At 44.7% G+C, this 25077-nt stretch carries 23 protein-coding genes; 18 read left to right on the top strand and 5 right to left on the bottom strand.

All coding sequences use genetic code 11. The features are described 5' to 3' along the window. Positions 1-41 precede the first annotated feature (41 nt). Complete coding sequence (locus AB3R30_RS12445) at positions 42-917, top strand: universal stress protein (RefSeq protein WP_458649508.1); 876 nt, start codon at positions 42-44, stop codon at positions 915-917. Here the strand turns inward: AB3R30_RS12445 and miaB are convergent. Continuing rightward, positions 907-2262 carry a tRNA (N6-isopentenyl adenosine(37)-C2)-methylthiotransferase MiaB gene (gene miaB, locus AB3R30_RS12450; RefSeq protein WP_458649509.1) on the bottom strand — a complete coding sequence of 452 codons (1356 nt, stop codon included), beginning with the start codon at positions 2260-2262 and terminating at the stop codon, positions 907-909. The two genes, AB3R30_RS12445 and miaB, sit on opposite strands and share 11 nt — an antisense overlap. 349 nt (positions 2263-2611) lie before the next feature. Between miaB and AB3R30_RS12455 the strand changes: the two genes are divergently transcribed. The 12 genes from AB3R30_RS12455 (at position 2612) to AB3R30_RS12510 (ending at position 15474) form a co-directional block, all read left to right on the top strand. Further along, positions 2612-2800, top strand: a complete 189-nt coding sequence (locus AB3R30_RS12455; protein ID WP_458649510.1) for a hypothetical protein — start codon at positions 2612-2614, stop codon at positions 2798-2800. Then, the gene (locus AB3R30_RS12460; protein WP_458649511.1) at positions 2787-3482 is read left to right on the top strand and encodes an aldehyde oxygenase (deformylating); all 696 of its coding nucleotides are present in this window, start codon (positions 2787-2789) and stop codon (positions 3480-3482) included. Before AB3R30_RS12455 ends, AB3R30_RS12460 begins: the two co-directional genes overlap by 14 nt. Before the next feature lie 294 nt (positions 3483-3776). Further along, on the top strand, positions 3777-4799 hold the full coding sequence (locus tag AB3R30_RS12465; RefSeq protein WP_458649512.1) for a long-chain acyl-[acyl-carrier-protein] reductase: 1023 nt from the start codon (positions 3777-3779) through the stop codon (positions 4797-4799). Between the two features lie 155 nt (positions 4800-4954). After that, entirely contained in the window at positions 4955-5929 is a 975-nt protein-coding gene (locus tag AB3R30_RS12470) for an acetyl-CoA carboxylase carboxyltransferase subunit alpha (protein WP_458649513.1), read from the top strand. A gap of 477 nt (positions 5930-6406) precedes the next feature. Next, positions 6407-7126, top strand: a complete 720-nt coding sequence (locus AB3R30_RS12475; protein WP_458649514.1) for an SDR family oxidoreductase — start codon at positions 6407-6409, stop codon at positions 7124-7126. Positions 7127-7208: 82 nt separating this feature from the next. Next, positions 7209-7913 carry a GTP cyclohydrolase I FolE gene (gene folE / locus AB3R30_RS12480; protein WP_458649515.1) on the top strand — a complete coding sequence of 235 codons (705 nt, stop codon included), beginning with the start codon at positions 7209-7211 and terminating at the stop codon, positions 7911-7913. Between the two features lie 591 nt (positions 7914-8504). Further along, positions 8505-9389, top strand: coding sequence for a WecB/TagA/CpsF family glycosyltransferase (locus tag AB3R30_RS12485; RefSeq protein ID WP_458649516.1), 885 nt, complete (start codon positions 8505-8507; stop codon positions 9387-9389). 111 nt (positions 9390-9500) lie between these two features. Continuing rightward, entirely contained in the window at positions 9501-10445 is a 945-nt protein-coding gene (locus AB3R30_RS12490) for a beta-1,6-N-acetylglucosaminyltransferase (RefSeq protein WP_458649517.1), read from the top strand. Between the two features lie 99 nt (positions 10446-10544). Next, positions 10545-11498, top strand: a complete 954-nt coding sequence (locus tag AB3R30_RS12495; protein WP_458649518.1) for a glycosyltransferase family 2 protein — start codon at positions 10545-10547, stop codon at positions 11496-11498. A 78-nt stretch (positions 11499-11576) separates the two neighbouring features. Continuing rightward, positions 11577-13019: a lipopolysaccharide biosynthesis protein gene (locus AB3R30_RS12500; RefSeq protein WP_458649519.1), complete on the top strand. Its 1443-nt coding sequence runs from the start codon at positions 11577-11579 to the stop codon at positions 13017-13019. A gap of 141 nt (positions 13020-13160) precedes the next feature. After that, positions 13161-14267: a glycosyltransferase gene (locus AB3R30_RS12505; RefSeq protein WP_458649520.1), complete on the top strand. Its 1107-nt coding sequence runs from the start codon at positions 13161-13163 to the stop codon at positions 14265-14267. 79 nt (positions 14268-14346) lie between these two features. After that, a complete protein-coding gene (locus tag AB3R30_RS12510) occupies positions 14347-15474 on the top strand; it encodes a glycosyltransferase (RefSeq protein ID WP_458649521.1) in 1128 nt (375 codons plus the stop codon). Here AB3R30_RS12510 and AB3R30_RS12515 read toward each other — a convergent pair. Next, entirely contained in the window at positions 15451-16800 is a 1350-nt protein-coding gene (locus AB3R30_RS12515) for an O-antigen ligase family protein (RefSeq protein ID WP_458649522.1), read from the bottom strand. The genes AB3R30_RS12510 and AB3R30_RS12515 overlap by 24 nt on opposite strands. A 470-nt stretch (positions 16801-17270) precedes the next feature. Between AB3R30_RS12515 and AB3R30_RS12520 the strand changes: the two genes are divergently transcribed. Both AB3R30_RS12520 and AB3R30_RS12525 read left to right on the top strand, forming a co-directional pair. Beyond that, the gene (locus AB3R30_RS12520) at positions 17271-19316 is read left to right on the top strand and encodes a GumC family protein (protein ID WP_458649523.1); all 2046 of its coding nucleotides are present in this window, start codon (positions 17271-17273) and stop codon (positions 19314-19316) included. A 4-nt stretch (positions 19317-19320) separates the two neighbouring features. After that, entirely contained in the window at positions 19321-20706 is a 1386-nt protein-coding gene (locus AB3R30_RS12525) for a GH39 family glycosyl hydrolase (protein WP_458649524.1), read from the top strand. A 34-nt stretch (positions 20707-20740) separates the two neighbouring features. Here AB3R30_RS12525 and AB3R30_RS12530 read toward each other — a convergent pair whose 3' ends face one another. Further along, on the bottom strand, positions 20741-21313 hold the full coding sequence (locus AB3R30_RS12530; RefSeq protein ID WP_458649525.1) for a GIY-YIG nuclease family protein: 573 nt from the start codon (positions 21311-21313) through the stop codon (positions 20741-20743). A gap of 82 nt (positions 21314-21395) precedes the next feature. Continuing rightward, a complete protein-coding gene (gene chlP, locus AB3R30_RS12535) occupies positions 21396-22619 on the bottom strand; it encodes a geranylgeranyl reductase (RefSeq protein WP_458649526.1) in 1224 nt (407 codons plus the stop codon). A gap of 288 nt (positions 22620-22907) precedes the next feature. On the opposite strand from chlP, the gene AB3R30_RS12540 reads away from it, so the two are divergent. Then, positions 22908-23153, top strand: a complete 246-nt coding sequence (locus AB3R30_RS12540; protein WP_458649527.1) for a hypothetical protein — start codon at positions 22908-22910, stop codon at positions 23151-23153. Positions 23154-23194: 41 nt separating this feature from the next. On the opposite strand, the gene AB3R30_RS12545 is transcribed toward AB3R30_RS12540, so the two are convergent. Next, positions 23195-23347, bottom strand: coding sequence for a hypothetical protein (locus AB3R30_RS12545; RefSeq protein WP_458649528.1), 153 nt, complete (start codon positions 23345-23347; stop codon positions 23195-23197). Here AB3R30_RS12545 and AB3R30_RS12550 point away from each other — a divergent pair. Together AB3R30_RS12550 and AB3R30_RS12555 are read left to right on the top strand one after the other, a co-directional pair. Beyond that, positions 23346-24434, top strand: coding sequence for a glycosyl transferase (locus tag AB3R30_RS12550; RefSeq protein ID WP_458649529.1), 1089 nt, complete (start codon positions 23346-23348; stop codon positions 24432-24434). The genes AB3R30_RS12545 and AB3R30_RS12550 overlap by 2 nt on opposite strands. Positions 24435-24488: 54 nt before the next feature. Continuing rightward, positions 24489-24908, top strand: coding sequence for a secondary thiamine-phosphate synthase enzyme YjbQ (locus AB3R30_RS12555; protein WP_458649530.1), 420 nt, complete (start codon positions 24489-24491; stop codon positions 24906-24908). Positions 24909-25077 lie beyond the last annotated feature (169 nt).

Here is a 25077-nt window from a genome sequence, read left to right on the forward strand (position 1 = left end):
AGTGCACTTAAGTGTAAGTTGCTGTCGCTGGCATTAGTTATATGTTTCGGCGTTTAATCATTTGTACAGATTTTTCGGATGGACTCCAACGGTTAGTTAATTTTGTTCCTAATTTGGAGATCGCGGGCGTTCAGCAAGTCACATTTCTACATTGTGTGCCGCTGAATGAGAGCGGAGTTATTCCACGGGTGGATGAGAGCAAAATGAGTGATGCTCGCGATCACTTGAGCGTTGCGCTGACTCAAGTACCTATGGGAATGGATGTAAAAGTTGTGGTTGAATGTGGTCGTCCGACGGACACGATTTTGAAGGTTGCCAAAGAGGTTCAAAGTGATTTGATTGTTGTGGGTACGCCTATTAGAAATGTGCTTGCAGAAAAAATCTTTGGTAGCACTGCGATCGCTCTTTATGAACGTACTTCTACTCCCATTCTGGCACTACGCCCCCAGTTAATTTCTACCTACACGACAGAAGAGTTAGCGCTACGCTGTCAACACTTATTTCGCTATTTAATGCTGCCTTATGATGGTTCGGAAGCGGCGAGGTATTTGATTGAGCAAATTAAACAGCATGTTAGCCAGCCCAATCGAGTGTTGGAGGCGTGCTCTGTCTGTTGGGTGGTTGATGATGTGGATCGACGGGGGATTCCACAGGAGCCAAAAATTCAGGCGGCTCAAGCAGAACTAGCAATGGTGAAGGCAGAATTAGTTCGTTTAAATTTACAGGTTGAAGCTGCAATACTGTCTGGATCTGCGGTTGCCGAAATTTTGAAAGCGTCGCTAGAACCAGATGTCAGCGCGATCGCCGTATGCCATAGCGCTAGAAATCAGTTTCTCAAAATGTCAGTTCCAAGCTTCACCGCAGACTTGCTTCGCCAAAGTTGGCATCCTGTGATTTACCTCCCTTTTAAGAAATAACGGGCACTAAAACTTCACCCGTTAGGCTAAATGCTCGCACATCGGTAATTTGCACCTTCACGAGTTTTCCTTTGAACGCTTGAATTTCGCCCGGAAAAAAGGTCAACCGATTACCACGAGTTCGCCCCATAACTTGAGTTGGGTTTTTCTCGTTCTGCTCTTCTACCAAAATTTCTTCAATCCGTCCCAAATAACGCTGCGATCGCTCCATTGCCTTGATCGACATCAGATGGTTCAACCGCTGTAAGCGATCGCTCTTAACCTCCTCGCTCAACTGGTTTTCCCATACGGCAGCGGGAGTTCCGGGGCGCGGAGAATAGGCAGCAGTATTAATCAAATCAAAACCAACTTCTTCAACCAGCCTGAGTGTATTCTCAAACTGCTGTTCTGTTTCTCCCGGAAATCCCACAATCACATCCGCACTAAGTGCAGCATCCGGCATCAGATGGCGGATCGTGTCAATAATGCGGCGGTATTTTTCCTGGGAATAGCCCCGCCCCATTGCCTTCAGCAAGTCGTTATCGCCTGATTGAAAGGGAATGTGAAAATGCTCACACACTTTTGGCAGTTCCGCACAAGCACGAATCAAACGTTCGGTAAAGTAGCGAGGATGGCTAGTGGCAAACCGAATTCGTTCCACACCAGAAACATCGTGGACATAGTAAAGCAAATCAGTCAGGGTATGTCGATGCCTGCCTTCGAGGGTTGAACCCGGCAAATCACGCCCATAGGCATCAATATTTTGTCCCAAGAGGGTAATCTCTTTATAACCCTGATGCCCCAACGTCTCCATTTCGGCTCGAATAGCGTCTGGGGTGCGCGACTGCTCAACACCTCTAACATTAGGCACCACGCAATAAGTACAGCGCTCATTGCAGCCATAGATCACATTCACCCAAGCGGTAACCGTACTGTCTCGGCGGGGCTTGGTAATGTCTTCAATAATATGAATCGGCTCGGTGGCAACAACCTGACTACCAGCTAAAACCTGTTCTAATAAATCTTGCAAGCGATTGGCATGTTGAGGTCCCATGACTAGATCCAGTTCAGGGACGCGCCGCAATAGTTTCTCTCCTTCTTGCTGGGCAACACACCCTGCCACAATGAGGGTTAGGTGAGGGTCTTCTTGTTTGCGTTTTGCCTGTCGCCCCAGATAGGAATAGACTTTTTGCTCTGCATTATCTCGAATGGTGCAGGTGTTGTACAAAATCAAATCAGCGTCGTTGGGTTCTTCTGTCCATGCAAAGCCCATATTTTCTAGAATGCCAGCCATTCGCTCAGAGTCAGCTTTATTCATCTGACAGCCGAAGGTAGTGATATGGTAACGACGAGGAAGAGTAGGCATTAAGGGTACACAGGTTAATGATTTGCAGTTCGCGCAGATTTGGATCTTGCCCAGTTTTCGATCTTACAGCAGACTCATTCATCTGCGGGTTCTCTTTTGGCAGCCAATACTTTTGGCAGCCAATATGAGACAAATCAGTTCAAAAAACTATTGAAAGTGTGTAAATTGCTGTCAATAGTGTGATTTTTTTGAAGTCATTATGAAGTTAAATGTATAGGGAATGAGAAGAGTCCGGTAAGATTTGATTTGAGCGATCGCATCAATAGAAACCTATTTTTTCTTTTTTCATGCTTTTCTATTCAGGTGAAACGCACTAAGCAAGGCTTGATTGTTTAACTTAGGTTATCCAATGATATTCTCATTGGAATTCACGGTTTCCCATCAGGAAAACGCTAGAGTGATACAAGCAAACGGACAAACGTATCTGTTACGCGCCATGCTCGGTTATTTTTCCAGCTTGAATTTTCCGCCTACTATTCCAACGCCGATTAACTATCGGCTGCATTCTGAGGAGAAAGTAATTTATGCCGCAGCTTGAGGCTAGTGCCGCAATCGACTTTCGGAGTGAGTCTTACCAAGACGCTTATAGTCGAATTAACGCCATTGTAATTGAGGGTGAGCAGGAAGCCCATGAGAACTACACAAAGCTAGCCGACTTCCTTCCTGATAGTAAGGATCAGTTACATAGCCTAGCAAAGATGGAAAGTCGCCATAAGAAGGGCTTTGAAGCCTGTGGACGCAACTTAAGTGTGACTCCAGATATGGAGTTTGCGGGACAGTTTTTCTCCCAACTGCATTGCAATTTTCAAGATGCCGCAAGTCGGGGTAACATCGTCACCTGCTTACTAATTCAATCACTAATTATTGAGTGTTTTGCGATCGCAGCCTACAACATCTACATCCCAGTAGCCGATGATTTTGCTCGGAAGATTACTGAAAACGTTGTTAAGGATGAATATAGCCATCTAAACTTTGGCGAGGAATGGCTAAAAGCTCACTTTGAGGACTCAAAAACCGAATTAGAAACTGCCAATCGACAAAACCTTCCGATTGTTTGGCAAATGCTTAATCAAGTTGAAGATGATGCTCGCGTTCTTGGAATGGAAAAAGAAGCATTAGTCGAAGACTTTATGATTCAGTATGGTGAGGCGCTGAGCAATATTGGTTTTACAAACCGAGATGTGATGCGGCTATCGGCGATGGGGCTGGCAGCAATTTAGTTGAAGTTGCCTTGGAGATGGGCGATCGCTCATCTCCGATTTCCATTAGAAGCCACTAGAAGAAGGTAGAGTCTGGACAGTCTTAATAGATAGTTCAAGAAAGTCACATCTTGCTTATCTATGGAATTTATTAAAAAAGTTAACGACCTAAAACTAGGCGACTCTCATTACTGATAGCCAAATTCACATGTAATCTGATATACCTTGACTCATGCTGCCGTTTTTATAAGTTTTTATAACACTAAAATTTAACGGTTTGTTTTAATCACAATTCACCTCAAGAAAAACTAGCGAATGTTTGGTCTTATCGGTCACCTTACCAGCCTGGAACATGCTCAGTCCGTGGCGAATGAACTGGGCTACCCAGAATATGCTAATCAAGGACTCGATTTTTGGTGTAGCGCTCCCCCTCAAATTGTGGATGATATTACTGTCACAAGCATTACAGGACAAACGATCTACGGTAAATATGTAGAATCTTGCTTTCTGCCAGAAATGCTAGCAAATCGTCGGATTAAAGCAGCTACCCGCAAAATTATTAACGCGATGGCTCATGCTCAAAAGCATGGCATTGATATTACAGCCCTAGGTGGGTTCTCTTCTATCATTTTTGAAAACTTTAATCTACAACAAATTCAACAGGTGCGAAACGTCAAGCTGGAGTTTGAACGCTTTACCACCGGAAATACTCACACCGCATACATTATCTGTCGCCAACTTGAACAATTGGCTCCCACGCTAGGCATTGAGCTTTCTAAAGCAACGGTTGCTGTTTGTGGAGCAACTGGAGATATCGGTAGTGCAGTATGTCGATGGCTGAACGCACGCACGGATGTTGCCGAGATTCTGTTAATCGCTCGCAATCAAGAACGCTTGCATGACCTTCAAGCTGAATTGGGACGCGGCAAAATTATGGATTTGAACGAGGCTTTGCCTAAGGCGGACATTATTGTTTGGGTTGCCAGTATGCCTAAAGGGGTTGAAATTGACCCTAATACTTTAAAGCAGCCTTGTTTATTGATTGATGGTGGCTATCCTAAAAACCTGGCAACTAGAGTGCAACGACCTGGAGTTCATATCTTGAACGGGGGAATTGTGGAGCATTCTCTGGATATTGACTGGAAAATCATGAAAATTGTCAATATGGATGTACCCGGTCGTCAACTCTTTGCGTGCTTTGCAGAATCGATGCTGTTGGAATTTGAAAAGTGGTATACCAATTTTTCTTGGGGGCGCAATCGCATTACGGTAGAAAAAATGGATCAAATTGGTCATGCCTCAGTGAAGCATGGCTTCAGACCTTTATTAGATTCGTAAGGACAGGGCTTGAAGAATCCGTCAAGGTTAATGAGATGATGGAGGAATAGAGAGTGTGAGCAAATTCTGTTCCTTTTAATCTCTAATCCTTTTTTGATCGGAACTTTCTATATCTAAAGTCAAGTTTTTAATAGGTTCTATTGTCTTTGGTGGCTATGGTAACGACTGAACGTAAGCTAATTCTTTTAGATTTTGAAAAACCCTTAGCAGAGTTGGAGTCTAGGATTGTCCAAATCCGGGAACTTGCGGATGAGAATGACGTTGATGTATCTGGTGAGATCCGTCATTTAGAGTCAAGGGCTGTGCAACTTCGTCAAGAGATTTTTAGTAATTTGTCTCCGTTACAGCGGTTGCAAGTTGCTCGTCATCCGCGTCGTCCGGGTACGTTGGACTATATTCAGGCAATTAGTGATGAGTGGATGGAGCTTCATGGCGATCGCGGCGGATTTGATGATCCAGCGATGGTGGCAGGGGTTGCTCGGTTTGCAGGTCGTCCAGTTGTCATGTTAGGGCAACAAAAAGGACACGATACGAAAGACAATATCACTCGAAATTTTGGGATGGCATCTCCTGGCGGTTACCGGAAAGCCTTGCGGTTAATGGAACATGCCGATCGCTTTGGAATGCCGATTTTAACGTTTATTGATACGCCCGCCGCGTGGCCTGGATTGGATGCAGAAGCCTTTGGTCAAGGTGAAGCGATCGCTTTCAATCTGCGAGAAATGTTTAAGTTTGAAGTGCCGATTATTTGCACAGTTATTGGCGAAGGTGGTTCTGGCGGCGCGTTAGGAATTGGAGTGGGCGATCGCCTGCTCATGTTTGAACATTCCGTCTATAGTGTGGCTCCGCCTGAAGCGTGCGCCGCTATTCTTTGGCGAGATGCAGCAAAAGCTCCTCAAGCCGCAAATGCGCTCAAAATCACCTCTACGGATCTAAAGTCTCTGGGCATTATCGACGAGATCTTGCCAGAGCCAATTGGCGGTGCCCATGCCGATCCACTCAGCGCAGCGGAGACTTTAAAGACCTGCTTAATCAAGCATTTAGACGAACTTAGTCGATTGACCATTCAACAGCGCCACGATCTGCGTTATCAAAAATTTCGGGCGATCGGCGTATTTACAGAGCTATAGCAACGGATGAATAGGTTAGAACACAAAGATCCTTGGGAAATAAGGAATAACGGGCGGTTGTTGTCCTGACCTTTCCTTGTACTGCTATATCTGCTTAAAAATAAAATTATGTCCACACAGCCGATCGGCTTGAGTGATATACTAAATAAGTTACATTTGTTTACAATCTCTTATTTTCTCTGGATTACTCTTTAACCCAAAAGAGCAAAGAGGATTTATCAGCCTGTCAACCAGGGATGCTTATGAGATAGCAGTAATGAGCTAGCCAAATTATGTTTAGCTCACCTCTGAGTCTAGTTCAAGGCTATTCCTCGATCAGCAGATACACCTGTCAAAGTCAGAGCAGCGTGTTAGTCCATAGATCTTGTCTCTCTTTAATTAGGGATTCATGGCGCTAACAACTTTACCTCAAGCTAGAAATGTTTGAGGAGTCTGCTGAACGATCTTTATATGACGTAGAACATTGAGTGTTTCATTATGGCTCAAGAACGGCGCGCTCTGATTACTGGGGCAAGTAGTGGAATTGGTAAAGCAACGGCTCATGCATTTGCTGAAAACGGTATTCATGTTGCTCTTGTGAGTCGTAGTCAATCCAAATTGGCAGAAGTTGCCAAGGCAGCTATGGACTATGGTGTCACTGCAAAAGCCTATTCGGTTGATTTGGCAAATGTGGCTGAGGTGAGTGAACAGATTACTGCGATCGCCCAAGATTTTGGCGCGATCGATATCCTAGTTAACAATGCTGGCATGGGTTATACAGGCACCCTCCAAGATACGCCTCTTTCAGATTGGCAAACGGTTTTAGATCTGAACCTGACTAGTGTGTTTCAGTGCATTCAAGCAGTGCTACCTGGAATGCGCCAACGCCAAACCGGAACCATTATTAATATTGCGTCTGTTGCAGGTCATCAAGCGTTTGCAAATTGGGGCGCTTATTGTGTCAGCAAATTTGGCTTGGTAGCACTTTCCAAAACCCTTGCGATCGAAGAACGAGCCAATGGCATTCGAGTCGTTACAATTTCTCCGGGTTCTGTCAATACGCCTATTTGGGATACCGACACGGTTCAAGCAGATTTTGAGCGATCGCACATGTTGACCCCCGAAATTGTTGCCCAGTCGATTCTCTACACGGCGCTCTTACCGGAACAAGCAGTTGTAGAAGAGCTAATCCTAATGTCTAACGCTGGGACGTTCTAATTTTCCAACTGGCTAACCTTCACTAGTACCCGTTTTCCCTGTTGATTGATCCACTTTCATGTCATTAAATTCTGACTTTATTATGAATACTGCTTCTAACGGTTCCATCGGTGACTCTAACAGCCTGGCTGTTGAGATTCCTAAAAATCTAGAACTCCGTCCTGACCGCAATACTTTAGATGGTGCCCAAGAGCCAAAACTGCATACTCCCTCAGACGAGCAACATGATGAGATGCGGCAAGCTGTGAGAACTATGCTGCTTGGAGTGGGTGAAGATCCAGAACGAGAAGGTTTGCTTAAAACACCAAAGCGCGTCGCTGAGGCAATGCGGTTTTTAACCAGCGGCTATCATCAATCACTAGAAGAACTCGTCAATGGCGCTATTTTCAACGAAGGTCATAACGAGATGGTTTTAGTGCGAGATATTGATGCTTTTAGCCTGTGTGAACATCACATGCTGCCATTTATGGGCAAAGTTCATGTTGCTTACATTCCTAATCAAAAAGTGGTAGGTTTGAGCAAACTGGCACGGATTGTAGAAATGTATTCTCGTCGCTTGCAGGTGCAGGAGCGTTTAACTCGTCAAATTGCTGAAGCTGTTCAGTTGATTTTGGAGCCCCAAGGGGTGGCGGTGGTAATGGAAGCAACTCACATGTGTATGGTGATGCGAGGGGTACAAAAACCTGGCTCTTGGACAGTAACTAGCGCCATGGTCGGTGTGTTTCAAGAACAGCAAAAAACTCGCGAGGAATTTTTGAATCTCATTCGCCATAAGCCAGCATTCTAAGAAAATTTGGAGCAGCCTTCAATTGCTAAACATTAGGGAAGCTAGATTGCACTTTCTAGCTTCCTTGTTTTATGGTTGAATCCTAGCTTCGAGCATTGGTGGCAATCACAATAGGTGGGCTACACAGAGGCAACTTTGGAACTCATGGATTGGGCATCGCTTTAAAGATTTCTAAGAACTGTCTTTACATAAACCTCACAGTTCTTAGAACCTCTCAAATTGCGTAGAAATACTATGGCATACTGCATCGGCTCCCATGAGCGGGAAAAGCCAAACTGTGTGAACGCTAGCGCACAGTGAATTTTCTATGAATACCCTAGTAGTTTTAGGGAATAGGTGAGAAATTTGAAGATGAAAGGTAATTGAAAGGTCTATTACCCGGCTTAACTAAGATATGCAGATAAGGTCAATAACTTTTCAAAATTCTTTGTATTTTCGGCTACATCCTCAATTTTAATGAACTGAGCATAAAGCTTTATGTTGAACTTTCGTGTTCCTTGCTTGACTTGATTTCAGATAATGATGTTCCTGAACCAATGTAAATTTATTGCTCGACAATGCCCGATTTTATACATTTATGATGCCAAACCTATGAAGTCAGCACACTTAAACGTTCAAAGCTTAAAAGTTTCACCCAGAGTTGATGTCAATCTTTTGGGTCGGCGAATTACATTTATGACTGCTGAAACAATTGTTGCCGCGATCGCTTCAGCGTGTCTCGAAAGAAAAAAAATTATCGTTGCAAATTACAACGTACACAGCTTCAATTTGTCGGTGCAGCTTCCATGGTTTTACAGTTTTTTGCAAGATTCTGATATTGTCCACTGCGACGGTATGGGTATTTTGAAAGCAGCCCGTTTCATGGGAGAAGAGTTGCCGATTGAGTACCGAGCATCGTACACGATTCTGATGCCAAAACTGCTCGAATATTGCGATCATAACAACCTCTCCATCTTTCTTTTGGGGTCGAAGCCTAAATATTTGCAGGCAGCACTTGTCCAAATGCGACAGCAATATCCAAATATTAAGGTTGCTGGACATCACGGCTACTTCCAGAAGGAAGACGCTGCTCAAAATGAGGCAATTGTCCAACAAATTAATAGCATGAAACCTAACATTCTCATTGTGGGTATGGGAATGCCAATTCAAGAACACTGGATTCAGCAGCATCGCGATCGCCTTGATGTCAACGTGATTATGCCGGGCGGTGCAGTCATTGATCGGTTAGCAGGAGCCGTATTAGACTGCCCCACAGTTCTTTCAAATATGGGACTTGAATGGTTATACCGTCTATATAAAGAGCCAAAAAGACTTGCAGTTCGTTACCTTTTAGGAAACCCAGCCTTTGTACTTCAAGTCCTTTTATATAGATTTACAACTTTCTCCGCAAACATACGGAATTCACCAGCATCTAGTAGTTCTAGAGTTGATAGCTCTAGCTTGAATGATAGAAAATCTGTCGTTAGTCAATCTTAATGAGACAAACCTTCTTAAATAAGCTATGTCGCAGTCCTATTTAATCATTAGGACTGCGATATTAAAGCCTTGACCTCACCTGCAACAACTCAATTCTGCCAGGAACTATCTATGAAAATTTGCTACCTCATTCAAACGCATAGATGTCAAGAACAAATCTATAGGCTAGTTCACACGATGAACCGTTTAAGCCCGGATGCTTATATCGTTGTTAGTCATGATTTTACAGCTTGCAACTTGAATGCAGAAGCATTAAATCAACTGCCAAAGGTGCATGTGATTTCTGGTAAAGGCGGTCGAGGAACGTTTGATATAGTCCAAGGTTACTTGGATGCAGTGGAATGGCTAAGAACAAACGATTTTAATTTTGATTGGCTAATCAATCTTTCAGGGCAAGATTATCCGGTTCAGCCACTTCATAAGGTTGAAGAATTTCTCGCAAAAACCAGTTGTGATGGTTTTCTAGAATTTTTCAGAGTTTTTTCTGAGGAGAGCCATTGGAGTAGAAGAGAAGGAAACAGTCGCTATTTCTACAGATATCAGAAATTTTCTAGCCCCTTGTCTGAACGGCTAGTTAAATTTCTTAATCCAATTAAAGTAGTCAATTATATCCAGCCTTTTTTCAGAATCAATCTTTCATACAGCATGTTGGGGACTCGAATCAACCCGCCGTTTACGGAAGATTTCAATTGCTATGGCGGTTCTTTTTTCTGCACTTTATCCAAAAAATGTGTGAATTATTTGTATGATTTCTATCTTGAAAACCCAGAGGTCGTGGAATACTACAAAGGAGTTTGTGTATCAGACGAGTCATTTATACAAACTATCCTAGCCAATAATCGATCGCTCAATCTTCAGAATGACCCCAAGCGATATTTCGATTTTTCTCAAACTCGTGATGGTCGTCCTCATACTCTTACCATTCATGACTATTCATCCATCACTCAAAGTGATAGTCACTTTGCAAGGAAATTTGATATTACAGTAGATAAAGAAGTTTTAGATTATTTAGATAATAAGATTTTGAATGTTGCTTTAGAAAATTCGCTAATGTGAACTGCCGTAGACTCCTCTAAATAGCTGTCTAGAAAATTCACTGAATTAGTTAGATAGAACAGTGCCACTACCCTTGAAATGTAAAACTCAGAGTTTATTATGTCTACTATTCCAAAGGTTAGTGTTATTGTTCCTGCTTATAATGTGCGTTCCTATATTGAGGCTGCACTTAACTCTTTAAAGATGCAGTCCTTTCAGGATTTTGAAGTGCTGATTGTTGACGATGGTTCCACAGACGATACGGCTGAATTGGTTAAACCATTTTGTCAAAATGATTATCGCTTTCAACTTCTGCAAAAGCAGAACGGCGGGCTTTCATCGGCTCGTAATTATGGTATCCAACATTCCCGTGCAGATTATATTGCCCTTCTAGACAGCGATGATGCTTATGCGCCAGACAAGTTAGCGAATCATGTCGCTAAATTAGATCAATCGCCGCACGTTGGAGTGGTCTATAGTGCCTCGCAAATTATGCGTGATGATGGGCACCTTGTATTAATATACCTCAGCGGAAAACCGATTTACGCTGATCCACTCTTGGCTTTACTATGTAAAAACTTCATTGGTCATGGCTCTAATGCCGTTCTTCGCCGTTGCTTATTTGATGAAATGGGTTATTTCGATGAAACGTTGCGTAGCTCAGAGGATATAGATTTCTGGTTAAGGATTGCCGCAACCCAAAATTGGCAGTTTCACAGAGAGTCAAAAGCTCTATGTTATTACCGGGTGCGTCCTTCTGGACTCTCGTTTAACGTGGCGCAAATGCAGCAGTGTTCTGAACGAGTGATTCAAGCTGCCTATAAACGTTCTCCAGAGATAGTTGAGCCGATGCTGCCAACCGCTTATGCCTATATGTATCGCTATCTGGCTCGCTTAGCTTTAACCGCAGGCGATACTGAACAAGCGAGGCAATTCATTCAACAGGCTTGGGCGGCAGATCGTTCAATTTTTGTGCGTGATCCGCGATCGCTCTTGACCCTACTCTCCGTAAAGTTTGCACCGTTGATTAAGCCTATAATCAAGCAAACTCTGAATTCTAAAAAGCAGACATAAAGTTGTCCTGATAAAGTTCTAAAAATGAATTTAAACAGGCATTATGTTGATGAATTCGCTAAATAGAAGGATCAAAAAATGAAGCCAAAATCGCTTCTTAAGGGTGGTTTTTGGATAACCTTTGGCACCTTTGCTACACGTTTTTTTTCACTCATTAGCAGCTTAGTATTAGCGCGATTACTATCCCCAAAGGAATTTGGCGTTATCGGCATCGTCTATGTTTTTTGGTCTTTCTTTACCCTTTTTACACAAGATACAGCCGGAGCTTTTATTATTTACAAAGGGGTTGAAGATCCTCACTTTTTGAACGCTGCTTACACGGTCAGTTTAAGCATTGGACTAATATTTGCGTTCATAATGGTAGCGGTTTCGCCGTTGGTAGGAAACTTTTTCAATGAGCCAAGTGTAACTCAGCTTTTAATTGCATTCTCTCTGAACATTGTGCTGTCTTCACTTTATTACGTCTATACAGGCGTGATGACCCGTCAGATGCAATATCGAGAACTTGCTAATATCAGTCTGATCAGTGGTGTTGCTCGGCTTTTATCTACAATAATTTCCGCTGTATTGGGTTTGAGTTATTGGTCTTTCGCCATTGGGGATACAACTGGCTGGATAACGGGTTGTATTTTAGCCAAGCATTATTCAGGTCGGCGCTATCGCATTAAGCTTTTGCCCGAAGTAAGGGATGAAGTTGTTTCATATTGTCTAGCTACTGTGAAGTCTAACCTTGGCTTTTATGCCAATGCTAACCTTGATAACTTTGCTGTTGGCAAGTTTTTAGGTAGTGCAATGTTAGGTTATTACAGCCTAGCGTACCAGTTGACTATGGCATTATCGACAGTTTTCAACTCAGTCATTAGTCAGTTAGGAATGCCCATTTTTGCTCAGCTATCTGATGACAAACAGCAAGAAGATGTCCTTTATAAAGTTGTTGAGCAAATTGCTTTCTTAACCGCGCCTTTGTATGCTCTATTTTTTTTAATTATTAATGAAAATTCAATTGCTTTAATATTCGGTTCAAAGTGGATACCAATAGCCACAATAATACCCTGGCTGCTTGTTTTTGCTTACTTCCGCGTGATTAATACTCCGTTGAATAATATGCTTTCTGCCAAAGGGCTGCCGAAGGTGAATGCAAAGGTTAATCTTCACATTGCCCCGATCGCTGTGATTGGCTTCGTAGTAGGTGCCCATACTGGCGGTATTCTTGGAGTTAGTATTGCGGTCGCCTTAATTTTAGGAATTGGCTGGACACTTTATTGGTGGTGGATGGGCTGCAAAGTGTTAGGTTGGTCACTGAAAAAGTTCTTAATTCCTTGTTTCACACCTACCTTTATCACCATTCCAGCCCTAGCACTTTCATTCTATCTACCCTTTGTTTTTAGACCGATTCTGTTTACCTTGATTTATTTCGTTGGTGTTTACGTAATTTCTCCAAGCCAATTTTGTAAATATCGAGTTTTAGCAACCCAAGCTAAAGACTGGATCATAAGCAAGCGCGCTGGAAATAGCTCTTAATTGACTCCTAAAATTAGTGCGTAGATATTTATAAGGCTTTTCTAAACACAACAACTACATGAACTTTTGTGGATTGTCTAGCTAATCAATCTCACTCCTTTATAGAAAGGTAATATTCACCCATTAACCGAGGCTTTATAAATGTCTGTAACTTCACCTGACATTGCACTTTTCATCCGTAGTCTCTATGGCGGCGGAGCAGAACGCATCACTATCAATCTTGCTCGTGGTTTTGTTCAGCGAGGTTACAAAGTTGATATAGTCCTTCCTAGAGCCGAAGGTCCCTACTTGGATCAGGTGCCGCCCGAAGCCACTGTAGTTGATCTTAAAACCCCTTGGGTGGCAGCCAGTCTTCCCAAGCTAGTGCAGTATTTAAGACAAGCACGTCCAACGGCTTTGTTGGCAACCTTGCACTATCCTTGTGAAATTGCGATTTTGGCAAAGCGCCTTGCGGGTGTATCCACCCGGATTATCGTTTCTGAGCAAAATACTCTTTCTGTTGAAGCTAAGGAAACATCACAACTCTCAGTCCGGGCGACTCCATTGGCTGCAAAGTTTTTTTACCCGTGGGCTGACGGGATTATTGCTACTTCAAAAGGAGTTGCTGCTGACCTTTCTCAAGTTACACACATCCCAATGGAGCGCATTCAAGTCATTCATAATCCTATTCTTGTTCCTGAGTTATTTGATGCGGCAAGTGAGCCAATCGATCATCCCTGGTTTGAACCGGATCAGCCCCCTGTAATTATTGCCGCTGGCAGATTGCATCCGCAAAAAGATTTCGCAACCTTAATTCGTGCGTTTGCTCAAGTTCAAAAAGTTCGACCTGCGCGGCTGATGATTTTTGGGGAAGGACCCGATCAAGATCAGTTGACTGCTTTGATTAATGAATTGGGTTTGACGGATAAGGTTGCTCTCCCAGGATTTGTAAAAAATCTCTACGCTTATGTCACTAAATCTGCCGTATTTGTTTTGTCTTCTGCCTGGGAAGGGTTGCCAACCGTGTTAGTTGAAACGATGGCGGTTGGTACTCCTATTGTCTCGACTAATTGTAAAAGTGGACCTGATGAAATCTTAGCCAATGGGAAGTATGGCGCACTTACACCTGTAGGGGATAGTGAGGCGATGGCAAAGGCAATTTTGGAGGTGTTGGCTGGCGATCGCAAACCAGTTGATCCCGCTTGGCTTGATCAGTTTACTCCAGAAGTCTGTGTTCAAAAATATCTGGATGCATTAGGTTTTTGCTAGCCACCAATTTTGTTGTTTTTACTTCAGAACTTTCCCAATGCAGGCATTTAAGGTTAATTGTTATGCGCTTTCACTACTTATGTCTTCACCTAAAATTGCAATTTTCATCCGGAGCCTCTACGGGGGTGGAGCCGAACGAGTGATCCTCAATCTAGCTCACGGCTTTGTTGAGCGGGGTTTTAAGGTAGATATTGTGTTACCTAGAGCCGAAGGTTCTTATCTAGAGCAGATATTCCCTGAAGTGAATGTTGTTGATCTTAAAGCTCAGTGGTTGCCAGCCAGTCTCCCCAAACTAGTACAGTATTTGCGACAAGCGCGTCCAACTGCTTTATTGGCAGCTCTTCATTATCCGTGTGAAATCGCACTTGTAGCAAAGCGCATTGCTGGCGTACCCACCCGAATCATTGTCTCTGAACACAATACTCTCTCTCTAGAGGCTCAGCAAAGTTCACAACTTTCAGTCCGATTAACGCCACTAGCGGCAAGACTGTTTTATCCATGGGCGGATGGGGTGGTAGCCGTTTCGCAAGGGGTCGCCAATGACCTTGCGACTGTTACCCGGATTCCCGCGAGGAAAATTCAGGTTGTTTACAATCCACTAGTCTTCCCCAAAATATTGACAGATGGTAAGCAACCCGTTGATCACCCCTGGTTTCAATCAGGGAATCTGCCAGTCATCTTGGGAGTAGGCAGATTACATGCTCAAAAGGACTTCGTAACTCTAATTCATGCTTTCAAGCAGGTACGGCAAGTAAAATCTGCCCGTTTGGTCATTTTAGGGACTGGACCAGAAGAGCCAAAACTCAAGGCTCTAATTTGTGAACTTGGTTTAGAAAATGACGTGGCGCTACCTGGTTTTGTGCAAAATCCCTATGCTTATATGGCGAAAGCCGCAGTGTTTGTGATGTCTTCTGCTTGGGAAGGGTTAGGAAATGTTTTGGTAGAAGCCATGGCAGTCGGAACCCCTGTTGTATCCACGAACTGTAAAAGTGGACCCGCAGAAATTTTGGCAAATGGGAAATATGGCGCACTCACGCCAGTAGGTGATAGTCAGGCAATGGCAACAGCAATTTTGGCTGTTTTGGCGGGCGATCACAAGCAAGTCGATCCAACCTGGCTTGATCAATTTACTCCAGAAACCTGCGTTCAAAAGTATCTGGATGTGTTGGGATTCCCTAGCCATTCACTCAGCAGAGCCATGCTTTGATAGCTCATCCCAGCTTGATATTGGGCTTTGTTGGTGGACTTCTTTTATGATTACGCCCAGCCAAACAAAGAAGTACCAGAAATAGACTGCCATCCAACTGAGGGGTGTTGCATTCAGCCCTAAATAAAGAGCAATCAAACAGCCAAAAGCTCTCCGGCATAATAGGTTGCCCTTTACAGCAGGGGTAAAGAAAAACCAGAGAGTGAGGATTAGCGACACAACAAACACGCTAAACCCTACCACTCCGTGAAGGTAGAGGACAGCAGAGTAAGTTGAAAAAGACGCAAGTCCGATATAAACATCTTCATATAAGTGGGCTTGACCTCGAATGACTCCCCATCCCAGCCAAGGTGCCTCTAGCCAAGCTTCTAGCGTTTTACGTACAACAAGCGATCGCTCTCCTGAAGATTCAGAACGAGCGCTATCAAAAACCTCCATAGGTTTCTCCACAAGATCGGCGAGCGTCAGCCCTAAAACACTAGACAGTAATGACACCATGGAAGCGATCCATAGGGAAAGTTGGCGTGTTAATGAACTGTTGAAGCTGAGTGAAATTAATAATGCTAGAGGTAAAGCAAGCCAAGAAGAACGACTAAAGCTAATAATTAAGGCGGCAAGAGAACCTGCCAAAGACCAACGGCGTAAACGACGATTTGGCTCACCTAGACAAATAATAAAGCAGATAACAGCGCTAATACCTAAAATTGGTGGATCAGGTACGTAGAGAATTGACCTGGGCAAAGGAACCCCGAAAAAAGAGGACATTGTGGCAAGTTGTATGGTCAGACTGCCTTTGTCTGCTGGAATCAGGCGTGCTAATGGTGGCAATATTGGCTCCATATTAATCGTCACCGGCAGTAAAATCATCTCAATTGCCAGTGTCCCCAAGTAACCAGTAGATAGCCAAGCAACCGCTCGTGTGATAACTGTGATTCTAACTTCACTCCAAAAGGGGATAGCCAAACACGCAAAAATTAAAAAGTAACTTTTAGAAAAGGTCACTATCGCTGCCGCAAGGGTGAGGATCTTGAATCCCATTTCATTGATGCCTAGCAGCGCAGTCCAGAGCATCACCATAGACATGGCAAACCATGCCCAAATAGCCATAGGAAATGGAGTCTGAATCAATTTATCGAATTTAAAGCTTGTTACGAGCAGAGCAATGAGAACAAATGGATAAAACAGAGTCTGTATGCCCAATAACCACCAAACAGGCATTAAAACAATTGTCCAGTAAAGGACTTTTTCCGTACGGGATAAAGCACCGAGCTTTGATGCTCCTGCATCAGAGTTAGGAGAACCCGCAAAGAAATTGAATACGTTCATCACTTTATTGACTTAATAATCGCTCTAAGGCATCTGCTTAAAAGCTTATTTTTTAGTAGGCTCACTGCTTAGTATTTCTATAAGCATTTCGTAGGTGAGTATTGGGAAGATTTTAGCGAGCTAGACAAACTATTCACCAAAAGGGTAGAAAAAACTACTAAATTCAGTGTGGAAAAACACTTTTTATGTTTTTTCTTTAAAGAAGCTCTGGCGACTAAACACAGTACAACCTATCTCGCTCTACCATAAGTTTAAGGGTAATATATGTGATGCGTTACCATGGTCGATAGATTACATGGCTGAAGTGTAACTTACTGAAGTCATAAGACAAGGTGCGCATCTAACATATCTAAATATATGCATCTAAAACATATCTGAGTTAAAGTTTTTGGTTCAGCTATGCTTTTCTTAAAACAGATAGGCTTCTGGCATAGTGCGTTTAGCTGTAACTATCACGTAGTAATTGTCTCATGAATAAAGTGGGTGCGATCGTTGCAAGGCATTGGCTACCTTTGGTAGTTCTAAATTCGGTTGTGGCTGCGATCGCGGTTTTTGTAGCGACTACATCCGTTCGCGAATGGACTTCCAGTGCCCAATTGATCTTGCCAGCCTCCTCTAGCAACTTAGAGGCAAACCTTGGAACGTTGGGTTCCCTTAAAAATAGTGATCTCAATTTTTCACCTCAACTAAATCCCCTCAAGGTGCAGCAGTCCATTTTGACGAGCGAGGCTTTGCTTGATGCAACATGGCTCTCTGACCCTCAAAACAAACCGGGGGACAAACCCCGTGATTACGCAAAGTTCTTCAAAGTAGCGCCGCAAGAACAAACGACTATCATGCGTTTGACGGTGACGGGTGCAAGCCCGGAGGTGGCGAAACAACGGGCTGCATCACTGATCAAAGCCTATCAAAACCGATTAAATGAGTTGCGCCGCGTGAATAATGAAGAGCGATCGCAATTCAGCCGCAAGCAACGGGAAGATGCTCAAATAAGACTAGCGGATGCTCAAAAAGCCTTGGCGGAGTTTAAGGAAACGACCGGTTTAGTTTCTAGCGATGAGCAAATTAAGGGGGTCGTCCAAACTTTAAATGCTATTACGACGGTGCAAGCGCAGGCTCAAGCGCAGGCTCAAGCCAGTAGCGATCGCGCGAAATTTCTGTCGTCTCGTCTCGGTATGAACTCCAAACGAGCGATCCAGTCAATAGATTTGGGTGAAAACCAAGACTATTTGACGGTGCGACGGCGATTAACTGAAATAGAAGTCTCCTTGGCAAAGCTGCAATCGACTTATACTGAGGCAATGCCAAGATTTCAACGACTGCGGGAAGAGCGGGATGCCCTACAGCAACAACTTCAAGGATATATTGCCCAAGCATCGGGGAATACACAGGGCGATGCTAATCTTACGGCTAGTACAGCGGGACGAGCCACACTCATTCAGCAACTCGTTTTAGCGGAGGGTGAGGCTGTTGCACAGCAGGAACAGGCAAACCAGCTAACCCAAAAAATTCAACAACTTAATTCAGTTTTAAGGTCTTTACCCCAAAACCAAGCCCGCCTGTTTGAGTTGCAGCGTCAGGCTGAGGTGGCGGAAGGTCTCTATAAGGGGTTATCCGCCCAAGCACAGCAGTCTAGCATTGACGCATTTAGTGCGTATCCTAATGTGCAGGTACTTGACCCGCCAACAGTAGATGCTAAGCCTTCTAGCCCAAAAACTTCACTCATTGCAATCAATGCTCTACTGGCAGCGCTCTTAGGCAGTGCGGCATTGGTGCTTTTGCTGGAAGCCCGTAATCCTCTCTTGAGTCCTAAAGATTTGCACGCTATTGAATTTCCTTTTGTGGTCAGCATTCCTCGACTCAAGTCTGCAAATCTAGGGCTTAAGCTAAATACTGAACATCCAGCGGAGTTCCAGCGGCTTGCTTCTACTGTTAGCTTGCAGCCTTTAAAAAACCGTTCTTTGTTAGTGACCAGCGCCATGATGGGAGAAGGGAAAACGACAGTGACCTTGGGCTTAGCGATCGCCTTAGCGGATTTAGGCTTTCGGGTGCTAATCGTCGATGGAGATTTTCAACGAGCAGGTCTTAGTTCCCAATTTGGGCAGGGTCATACTTCGTCAATTGACAATAAGTTTATAAAAATTCAACCCAACCTCGACTTGATGCCAACGCTGCCTCAAAGTGGCAGATTTATGGATATCGCAACAAGAGGAAAGTTTGAGCGATCGCTGGCAGACATACAGTCTACGAACGACTACGATTACATTTTGGTTGACAGCGCTCCAGTAAGTCAGTCCACTGAAACAGCGATGATGGCAACGATTGTTTCTAACGTTCTGCTAGTGATTCGCCCTGGGGAAAGTCTTCGTAATCCGGTAAATGATAGCCTGGGTGAACTAGCCCAACATAGTGCCAAACTCATCGGGTTAGTCATCAATGCGGTCAACACTAAATCTGTACCCTATACCCATCTTTCAAATACCCATCTTTCAAGCGAAACTTTAGTCAAAACATAGAACGATGCGCCGTAGAGATGTACTGAAACTGATCACTTCGGGTGGCACAGTCGCAACGACAGCCGGAGTCGCGGCTTATCTCTCTCATTCTGCCCGTTCAAATCCATCTTCAATGATGGCGGTGGATCTGCATGTGGATTGGGCAACGGTAGTCGCCCATTCTACGCCCCTTTTATTTGGCTCGAATGATTATGAAATTACTGACCCAAAAGCAGCGGCAGATTTGGCATATCAGAAGCATTTGGCTGACTTGGATATTCGTTTAATTCGGATTCATCATGCGGGGTTATGCGATCGCTGGACAAATTCACGCACACAAACCTGGGATGAAGCAAAAATTAAAGCAGGGTATGATGCCTCCTATCCTCAACGTCCTATCCTGATTCAAAATATTCCGGGTTGGCCCAATTGGATGGCTCAAAACCCGGATGGATTGCTTGCCCCTCGCGACTATGATCGCTATGCGTCCTTTTGTGCAGAGCTAGTAGAAATCCTCAATCAACGTCAACAGCGCAACATTCGGTATTGGGAACCGTTGAACGAGAAAGATGTGGCTTACGAAAAGGCAGGTAAGCTCGATGAACTTTGGAAAATTTATAATAGTGCCGCGATCGCGATGAAAGCGAAAGACGATCAGATCAAAATAGGGGGTCCTGTCCTAACTTGGGATGAACCCAATAGGCTCTCTAGTTTTTTGCGAACCTGTGGCTCCCACGTAGACTTTATCTCCTGGCATGGCTATGCCTCAGGGGATGCCAAAGAATCGACTGACAAACTTATGGTTTCTACTCCAAGCTATGGGCAACAGGTGCAACGACTTCGAGCCGTATTAGCCAGGGAACTTCCGCAACGAAAAATACCGCTATTTTTGAGCGAGTACAACATTAACTACACCTGGGACTCTGGCGAAAATCGTCAAAATACTCATATTGGAGCCGTTTGGTTTGCCTCTGTTCTGAAGCATTTGGCTGAAGCAGGAATCGAGATGGCAGCATCCTGGCATCTTAAAGATGGGATTTATGGGTTGATCGACAACGACAATAAATTACGTCCCGCCGCCACTGTTTTTGCCTGGGGAGTCAAATATTTAGTGGGTAAAGTAATGCTGACAACCAGTAATCATCCGTTGGTGGAAGCACTAGCTGTTTGGCAAGAGCAAGACGATCGCCGTTCTTTATTATTAATCAACAAATCCTCTAAGCCTGCTAGCCTCAAGCTTCGGATAGTTCCAACCGCTGCCCAAATTGACAGCCTATCGGCATCTTTAGTTTATCTGCGAGAAGAGGGCATTCAACAAGTCGAGCGATCGTTCAATTCCCTAGAGCAAGAAGCACTTCTTTTAGCACCTTATTCTCTAGCATTGCTGCTGATTACTCAGGCTAAAGCTTGATCTTTTCATGCTGACCACTGCTTACAGGTAGATATTACTTGAGATCTAGTAGCCCTTCTTCCTTCAGCTTGGGGTTAAATCGAATTTCCTCTTGCACTCCGCGACTCTTCAAAGTTTCCAGCACCTCTGCTTCCACTCGTCGCGCCACTTGTTTTAGGACTTTGACTTGAGCAGTTTCATTAATAGCATTATCAAAATTTGCCTGTTCCTCAGCCGTCATGGTTTGCTTCACATCAATCGGCTGATTCCATGCATCGGCATCAGTTCCATTGCCCACAGGCACCGACTTATTCTCGGTAATCCACGCATCCCGAATTCCTTCTAGAACCGTACGGCTAGGGCGATCGATGGTTTGCACTTTCAGCCAGTAGCAAGACTGCGGTTGCCGCACAAGATGTTGCTTTAGGCTTAAGTAAATATCTCGTGAGTAGCCGATATATTGCAGGATTTTAGAGGCATTAAAAATAGCATAAACTCCAACTTTGCCCTGAAACTGGTTAGGCAGCAAGCCGCAATTCTGCGATGCAGATCCCTCGTGAGAATCGCCCAAATAACTGACAAATTCTAAAGTATGCAAGGGGCAGATATCAGTCTGAGAAGTGGTCATTGTAATGATCTAATCAACCCTAAAAAGCAGCAAGGGCGCAGTAAAGTACACCCTTGCGATCGCGTGAGATTTGCTAACCAATTTAAGGCGCGAGAGCATTCCCACGGATGAGGCTACCAATCGTTTTCGCCGTAATTTTCAACTGCACCAAGGGATTCGCTGGAACCACTGTTTTGTAGAGATAGCTATCAAAGGTGAGCTTTTGCACATCCATATCGGCGCACATTTCGACAAACGCTTCGCGGGTCGCATCGGTGCGATAGAAAACGCGCTGTAGCAGATCTAGTACCAGGTAGGTGATGCCATACTGCTTATCCCATCGCTGAATGTAAACCTTGAGATCTTTCTCAGTAGGGGTGCGAGTGCCTTGCTCCGAAAACTCGACGATCGCCTCAGCGCACATCCGCCCCGATTTCGCCGCAAAGTAAATGCCTTCACCCGACGATTTAGTCACTGTGCCAGCCGCATCGCCTACCAGTGCGACTCGACCCACCACCCGGCGAGGTCTGGGATGTTCGGGAATAGGATGGGCTTCCACTCGGATGATTTTGCCACCGCGCAATTTGGCTGCTGCCCGTTCACGGATGCCTTTTTGCAGTTCTTTAATCCGAGATTGATTGGGCTTCATGGTGCCAGTTCCTACGGCAACGTGGTCATATTTTGGGAAAACCCAGGCGTAGAAGTCGGGGGAGACATCATCACCCACATACATTTCTGCGAGGTCTTCGTAATACGCCATTTTGTCTTCGGGAATGCGGATGCGTTCTTGAAAGGCGATCGCGTAGTTGTAATCACCCGCATCAATCGCTTTAGCAACCCGGGAGTTTGCCCCATCTGCACCCACCACCAAATCCACCTTCAGTTTCTTGTGTTCCCCTTCCAACGTACCGTTGGAGTGGTCAGCGTAATGCAATACATAGGAATCGGTGTCGTTGCTGGGAATTTCAAGCTTGTGTAAAGTACCATTAATCACCTTTGCGCCTAGCTTCTCAGCGCGATCGCGCAAAAAACCGTCTAGTACTTCTCGACGGCACATCCCAATGTACTCGTCATCCTTCAACGTGCTGCCAATGTTCACTTCAATGTTGGAGGGCGAGATCATCTTCATCTTTCGCACTCGGCGATCGATAATCTCTGGGGGCAAATCAAACTCGCTGACCATACACAGCGGAATGGCACCACCGCAGGGCTTAACGTTGTCTAACTTGCGTTCAATTAAATAGGTTTCAATCCCAGCTTTTGCTAAAACTTCCGCAGTAGAGGAACCCGCAGGTCCGCCACCGACAACTGCAACGCGTAGTGCCAAAGCTTTTCTCCTAAATCGTTGTAAAAGCTAAAAAGCATACTATCACGGACTTTTCATCCGAAGGGCGCTGACAGCGCTAGTCTGACCAATTTGAAATAGAGTTTAACAATTACCGTAATGCAGCTTAATGAAGCAAGAAGACACAATGCAAGATCACTCTTTTGTATAAAGTTTGAGCGAATGGAGATTTTCTAGCGGGTTGTTGTCATAACTAAATCTGAACTCTATGGCTGTGCAGTCTTCATGCAACGTGGGAAAACTAGGGTGCGTATTCTATCAGGATCATCTATGCGTTCCCCACTTTCTCAAAATCTCAACTCTTCTCAAACCAGTAAGATGCCTTGCCCCCCAGTAGAATCGGCGGCTTGCTTGGATATTTATAAGCTGGTTACTGAAAAAACTCTCCTAGAGCATGAGCTAAAAAACCTAGAACAGAAACGAGATCGCATTGTTCAACGCCTCGAAATTTTAGAGGCTCAAGTGGAAACGCTGGAAAATAGCGCTCACCAACTGCGAAATATTTTGTCTCCTTAACCGATTTGCTCATTGCCAAACTCTCCTATCGTTCAGTCAAATCATTTCAGCACCAGAGTTTTAGAGTGTTCAATGTCACTATGAACAGATACCCAGCGATCGCGATCGCTGGGCAACACTCTTAATAGAACCGCTACACAAATTCCCCTTGCCATTTGCCCCTCGCCATTTGCCCCTCGCCATTTGCCCTCCATGCGCCCCATCCTCTACATCGCCATTACCAACCATGGCTTTGGACACGCCACTCGTGCTGCTGCGGTTGCCGCCGAAATTCAGCGATTGTGTCCTGACGTGCTGCTGATTTTAGTGACTACGGCTCCGCGCTGGTTGCTAGAAGGCTATATTTCGGGCGACTTCATCTTGCGTCCCCGTGCTTATGATATTGGCGTGATTCAAAGCGACAGCATCACCATGGATCAAGCTGCCACCGTGAAAAAGCTGCAAGAGTTGAAAGCGCGTCAGGTTTCTATCATTGCGTCTGAAGTCAATTTTATTAAACAAAATCGGGTGGGGTTAATTCTGGCAGATTTGCCACCCCTCGCAGCCGCGATCGCCAAAGCCGCCGACATTCCTTGCTATATGATGAGTAACTTTGGCTGGGATTTTATTTATCAGGCATGGCAAGAGGAGTTACCGGAGTTTGGCGAGATTGTAGAGTGGATTCAAGCCTGTTTTGCCCAATGCGATCGCCTGTTTCGCTTGCCCCTCCACGAACCTATGAGCGCCTTTCCCCACATCACCGATGTCGGCTTCACAGGCGGCACTCCCCAATACAGCCCAGATCAGCTAAAACAAGCCTTAAATCTTACCGCACCAAAAGAACAAACTGTTCTATTGACCTTTGGCGGCTTAGGATTAGAACAAATTCCCTATCAAAACTTAGAACAGTTCGCCGATTGGCAGTTTTTTACCTTCGATCGCAACGCTCCCAATCTGCCCAACCTCATCAAACTCAGCAGTCCTGAATATCGCCCCGTGGATGTCATGCCACTCTGTTACTGCATGATCTCCAAACCGGGCTACAGCACCTTTTCCGAAGCGTGTCGCCAAAATCTACCCATTATTTCTATCACCCGCGATGACTTTGCCGAAGCACCCGTTTTGCTGCGTGCCACCCAAAGCTACGTGTCCCACCGCATTTTGCAACCCGCTGAGTTTTTTACAGGCACCTGGGAGTTTTTACATGAGCCACTCACCCTTCCCTTCCAGCCCCAGGGAATAGTCGCTGACGGCAATCACGATATTGCTCAAGCCATACTCGGCTTTTTTAACACGCCATAATCAAACACAATAATATAAAGCATTCTTCTGAACCAAAAGAGGGGTTAGCCACTAATGACTCAGCATCAACAAACGCTGCGAATTTCAACCACGGGCAAATCTTTGTGCAAAATCACCTCGCAAGTGCAGGCAGTAGTAGTCCAGTCAGGCGTAAGGGTTGGGTTGTGCAGCTTGTTCCTACGGCATACCTCCGCCAGCTTAGTGATTCAAGAAAATGCCGATCCAGATGTGCTGAAGGATTTGGAAAACTTTTTTGCCAAGCTAGTGCCAGAGTGGGAAAACTACATTCACAGTACGGAAGGGGCTGACGATATGCCTGCCCATATCCGCACCGTATTAACCCAGACCTCTGAGCAAATTCCCGTTGCCAACGGTCGGTTACAGCTAGGGGTTTGGCAGGGGATTTATCTATGGGAGCATCGCCAGCGGGGTTCTAGCCGCGAGTTAGTGGTGCATATTATGGGCGAATCTTAGCCCAATTCGGCATCTATCCAAAAAACATCTAAAAAATGGCATTGCTGAATGCAGACATGATTTTCATTTGTAGGGGGAACGCCTTGTGCCTACCCTTGCTGGGATCAAGGCAACCACAAGGGATTACCCCTACGAATTTCATATCTAGATTCAGCAACGCCTAAAAAAT

This window comes from Sivoneniella epilithica UHCC 1019 (genome assembly GCF_040830845.1).
Taxonomy (GTDB): Bacteria; Cyanobacteriota; Cyanobacteriia; order Leptolyngbyales; family Leptolyngbyaceae; genus ULC077BIN1.

Bases quoted from the DNA above. Each gene is read 5' to 3' on its own strand.
- AB3R30_RS12500 (WP_458649519.1), top strand. From the start codon at position 11,577: ATGAAGCCAAAATCGCTTCTTAAGGGTGGTTTTTGGATAACCTTTGGC.
- AB3R30_RS12485 (WP_458649516.1), top strand. From the start codon at position 8,505: ATGAAGTCAGCACACTTAAACGTTCAAAGCTTAAAAGTTTCACCCAGA.
- folE (WP_458649515.1), top strand. From the start codon at position 7,209: ATGAATACTGCTTCTAACGGTTCCATCGGTGACTCTAACAGCCTGGCT.
- AB3R30_RS12445 (WP_458649508.1), top strand. From the start codon at position 42: ATGTTTCGGCGTTTAATCATTTGTACAGATTTTTCGGATGGACTCCAA.
- AB3R30_RS12490 (WP_458649517.1), top strand. From the start codon at position 9,501: ATGAAAATTTGCTACCTCATTCAAACGCATAGATGTCAAGAACAAATC.
- AB3R30_RS12505 (WP_458649520.1), top strand. From the start codon at position 13,161: ATGTCTGTAACTTCACCTGACATTGCACTTTTCATCCGTAGTCTCTAT.
- AB3R30_RS12530 (WP_458649525.1), bottom strand. From the start codon at position 21,313: ATGACCACTTCTCAGACTGATATCTGCCCCTTGCATACTTTAGAATTT.
- AB3R30_RS12475 (WP_458649514.1), top strand. From the start codon at position 6,407: ATGGCTCAAGAACGGCGCGCTCTGATTACTGGGGCAAGTAGTGGAATT.
- miaB (WP_458649509.1), bottom strand. From the start codon at position 2,262: ATGCCTACTCTTCCTCGTCGTTACCATATCACTACCTTCGGCTGTCAG.
- AB3R30_RS12455 (WP_458649510.1), top strand. From the start codon at position 2,612: ATGATATTCTCATTGGAATTCACGGTTTCCCATCAGGAAAACGCTAGA.
- AB3R30_RS12540 (WP_458649527.1), top strand. From the start codon at position 22,908: ATGCGTTCCCCACTTTCTCAAAATCTCAACTCTTCTCAAACCAGTAAG.
- AB3R30_RS12495 (WP_458649518.1), top strand. From the start codon at position 10,545: ATGTCTACTATTCCAAAGGTTAGTGTTATTGTTCCTGCTTATAATGTG.
- AB3R30_RS12525 (WP_458649524.1), top strand. From the start codon at position 19,321: ATGCGCCGTAGAGATGTACTGAAACTGATCACTTCGGGTGGCACAGTC.
- AB3R30_RS12520 (WP_458649523.1), top strand. From the start codon at position 17,271: ATGAATAAAGTGGGTGCGATCGTTGCAAGGCATTGGCTACCTTTGGTA.
- AB3R30_RS12470 (WP_458649513.1), top strand. From the start codon at position 4,955: ATGGTAACGACTGAACGTAAGCTAATTCTTTTAGATTTTGAAAAACCC.
- AB3R30_RS12550 (WP_458649529.1), top strand. From the start codon at position 23,346: ATGCGCCCCATCCTCTACATCGCCATTACCAACCATGGCTTTGGACAC.
- AB3R30_RS12555 (WP_458649530.1), top strand. From the start codon at position 24,489: ATGACTCAGCATCAACAAACGCTGCGAATTTCAACCACGGGCAAATCT.
- AB3R30_RS12465 (WP_458649512.1), top strand. From the start codon at position 3,777: ATGTTTGGTCTTATCGGTCACCTTACCAGCCTGGAACATGCTCAGTCC.
- AB3R30_RS12545 (WP_458649528.1), bottom strand. From the start codon at position 23,347: ATGGAGGGCAAATGGCGAGGGGCAAATGGCGAGGGGCAAATGGCAAGG.
- AB3R30_RS12460 (WP_458649511.1), top strand. From the start codon at position 2,787: ATGCCGCAGCTTGAGGCTAGTGCCGCAATCGACTTTCGGAGTGAGTCT.
- AB3R30_RS12515 (WP_458649522.1), bottom strand. From the start codon at position 16,800: ATGAACGTATTCAATTTCTTTGCGGGTTCTCCTAACTCTGATGCAGGA.
- AB3R30_RS12510 (WP_458649521.1), top strand. From the start codon at position 14,347: ATGTCTTCACCTAAAATTGCAATTTTCATCCGGAGCCTCTACGGGGGT.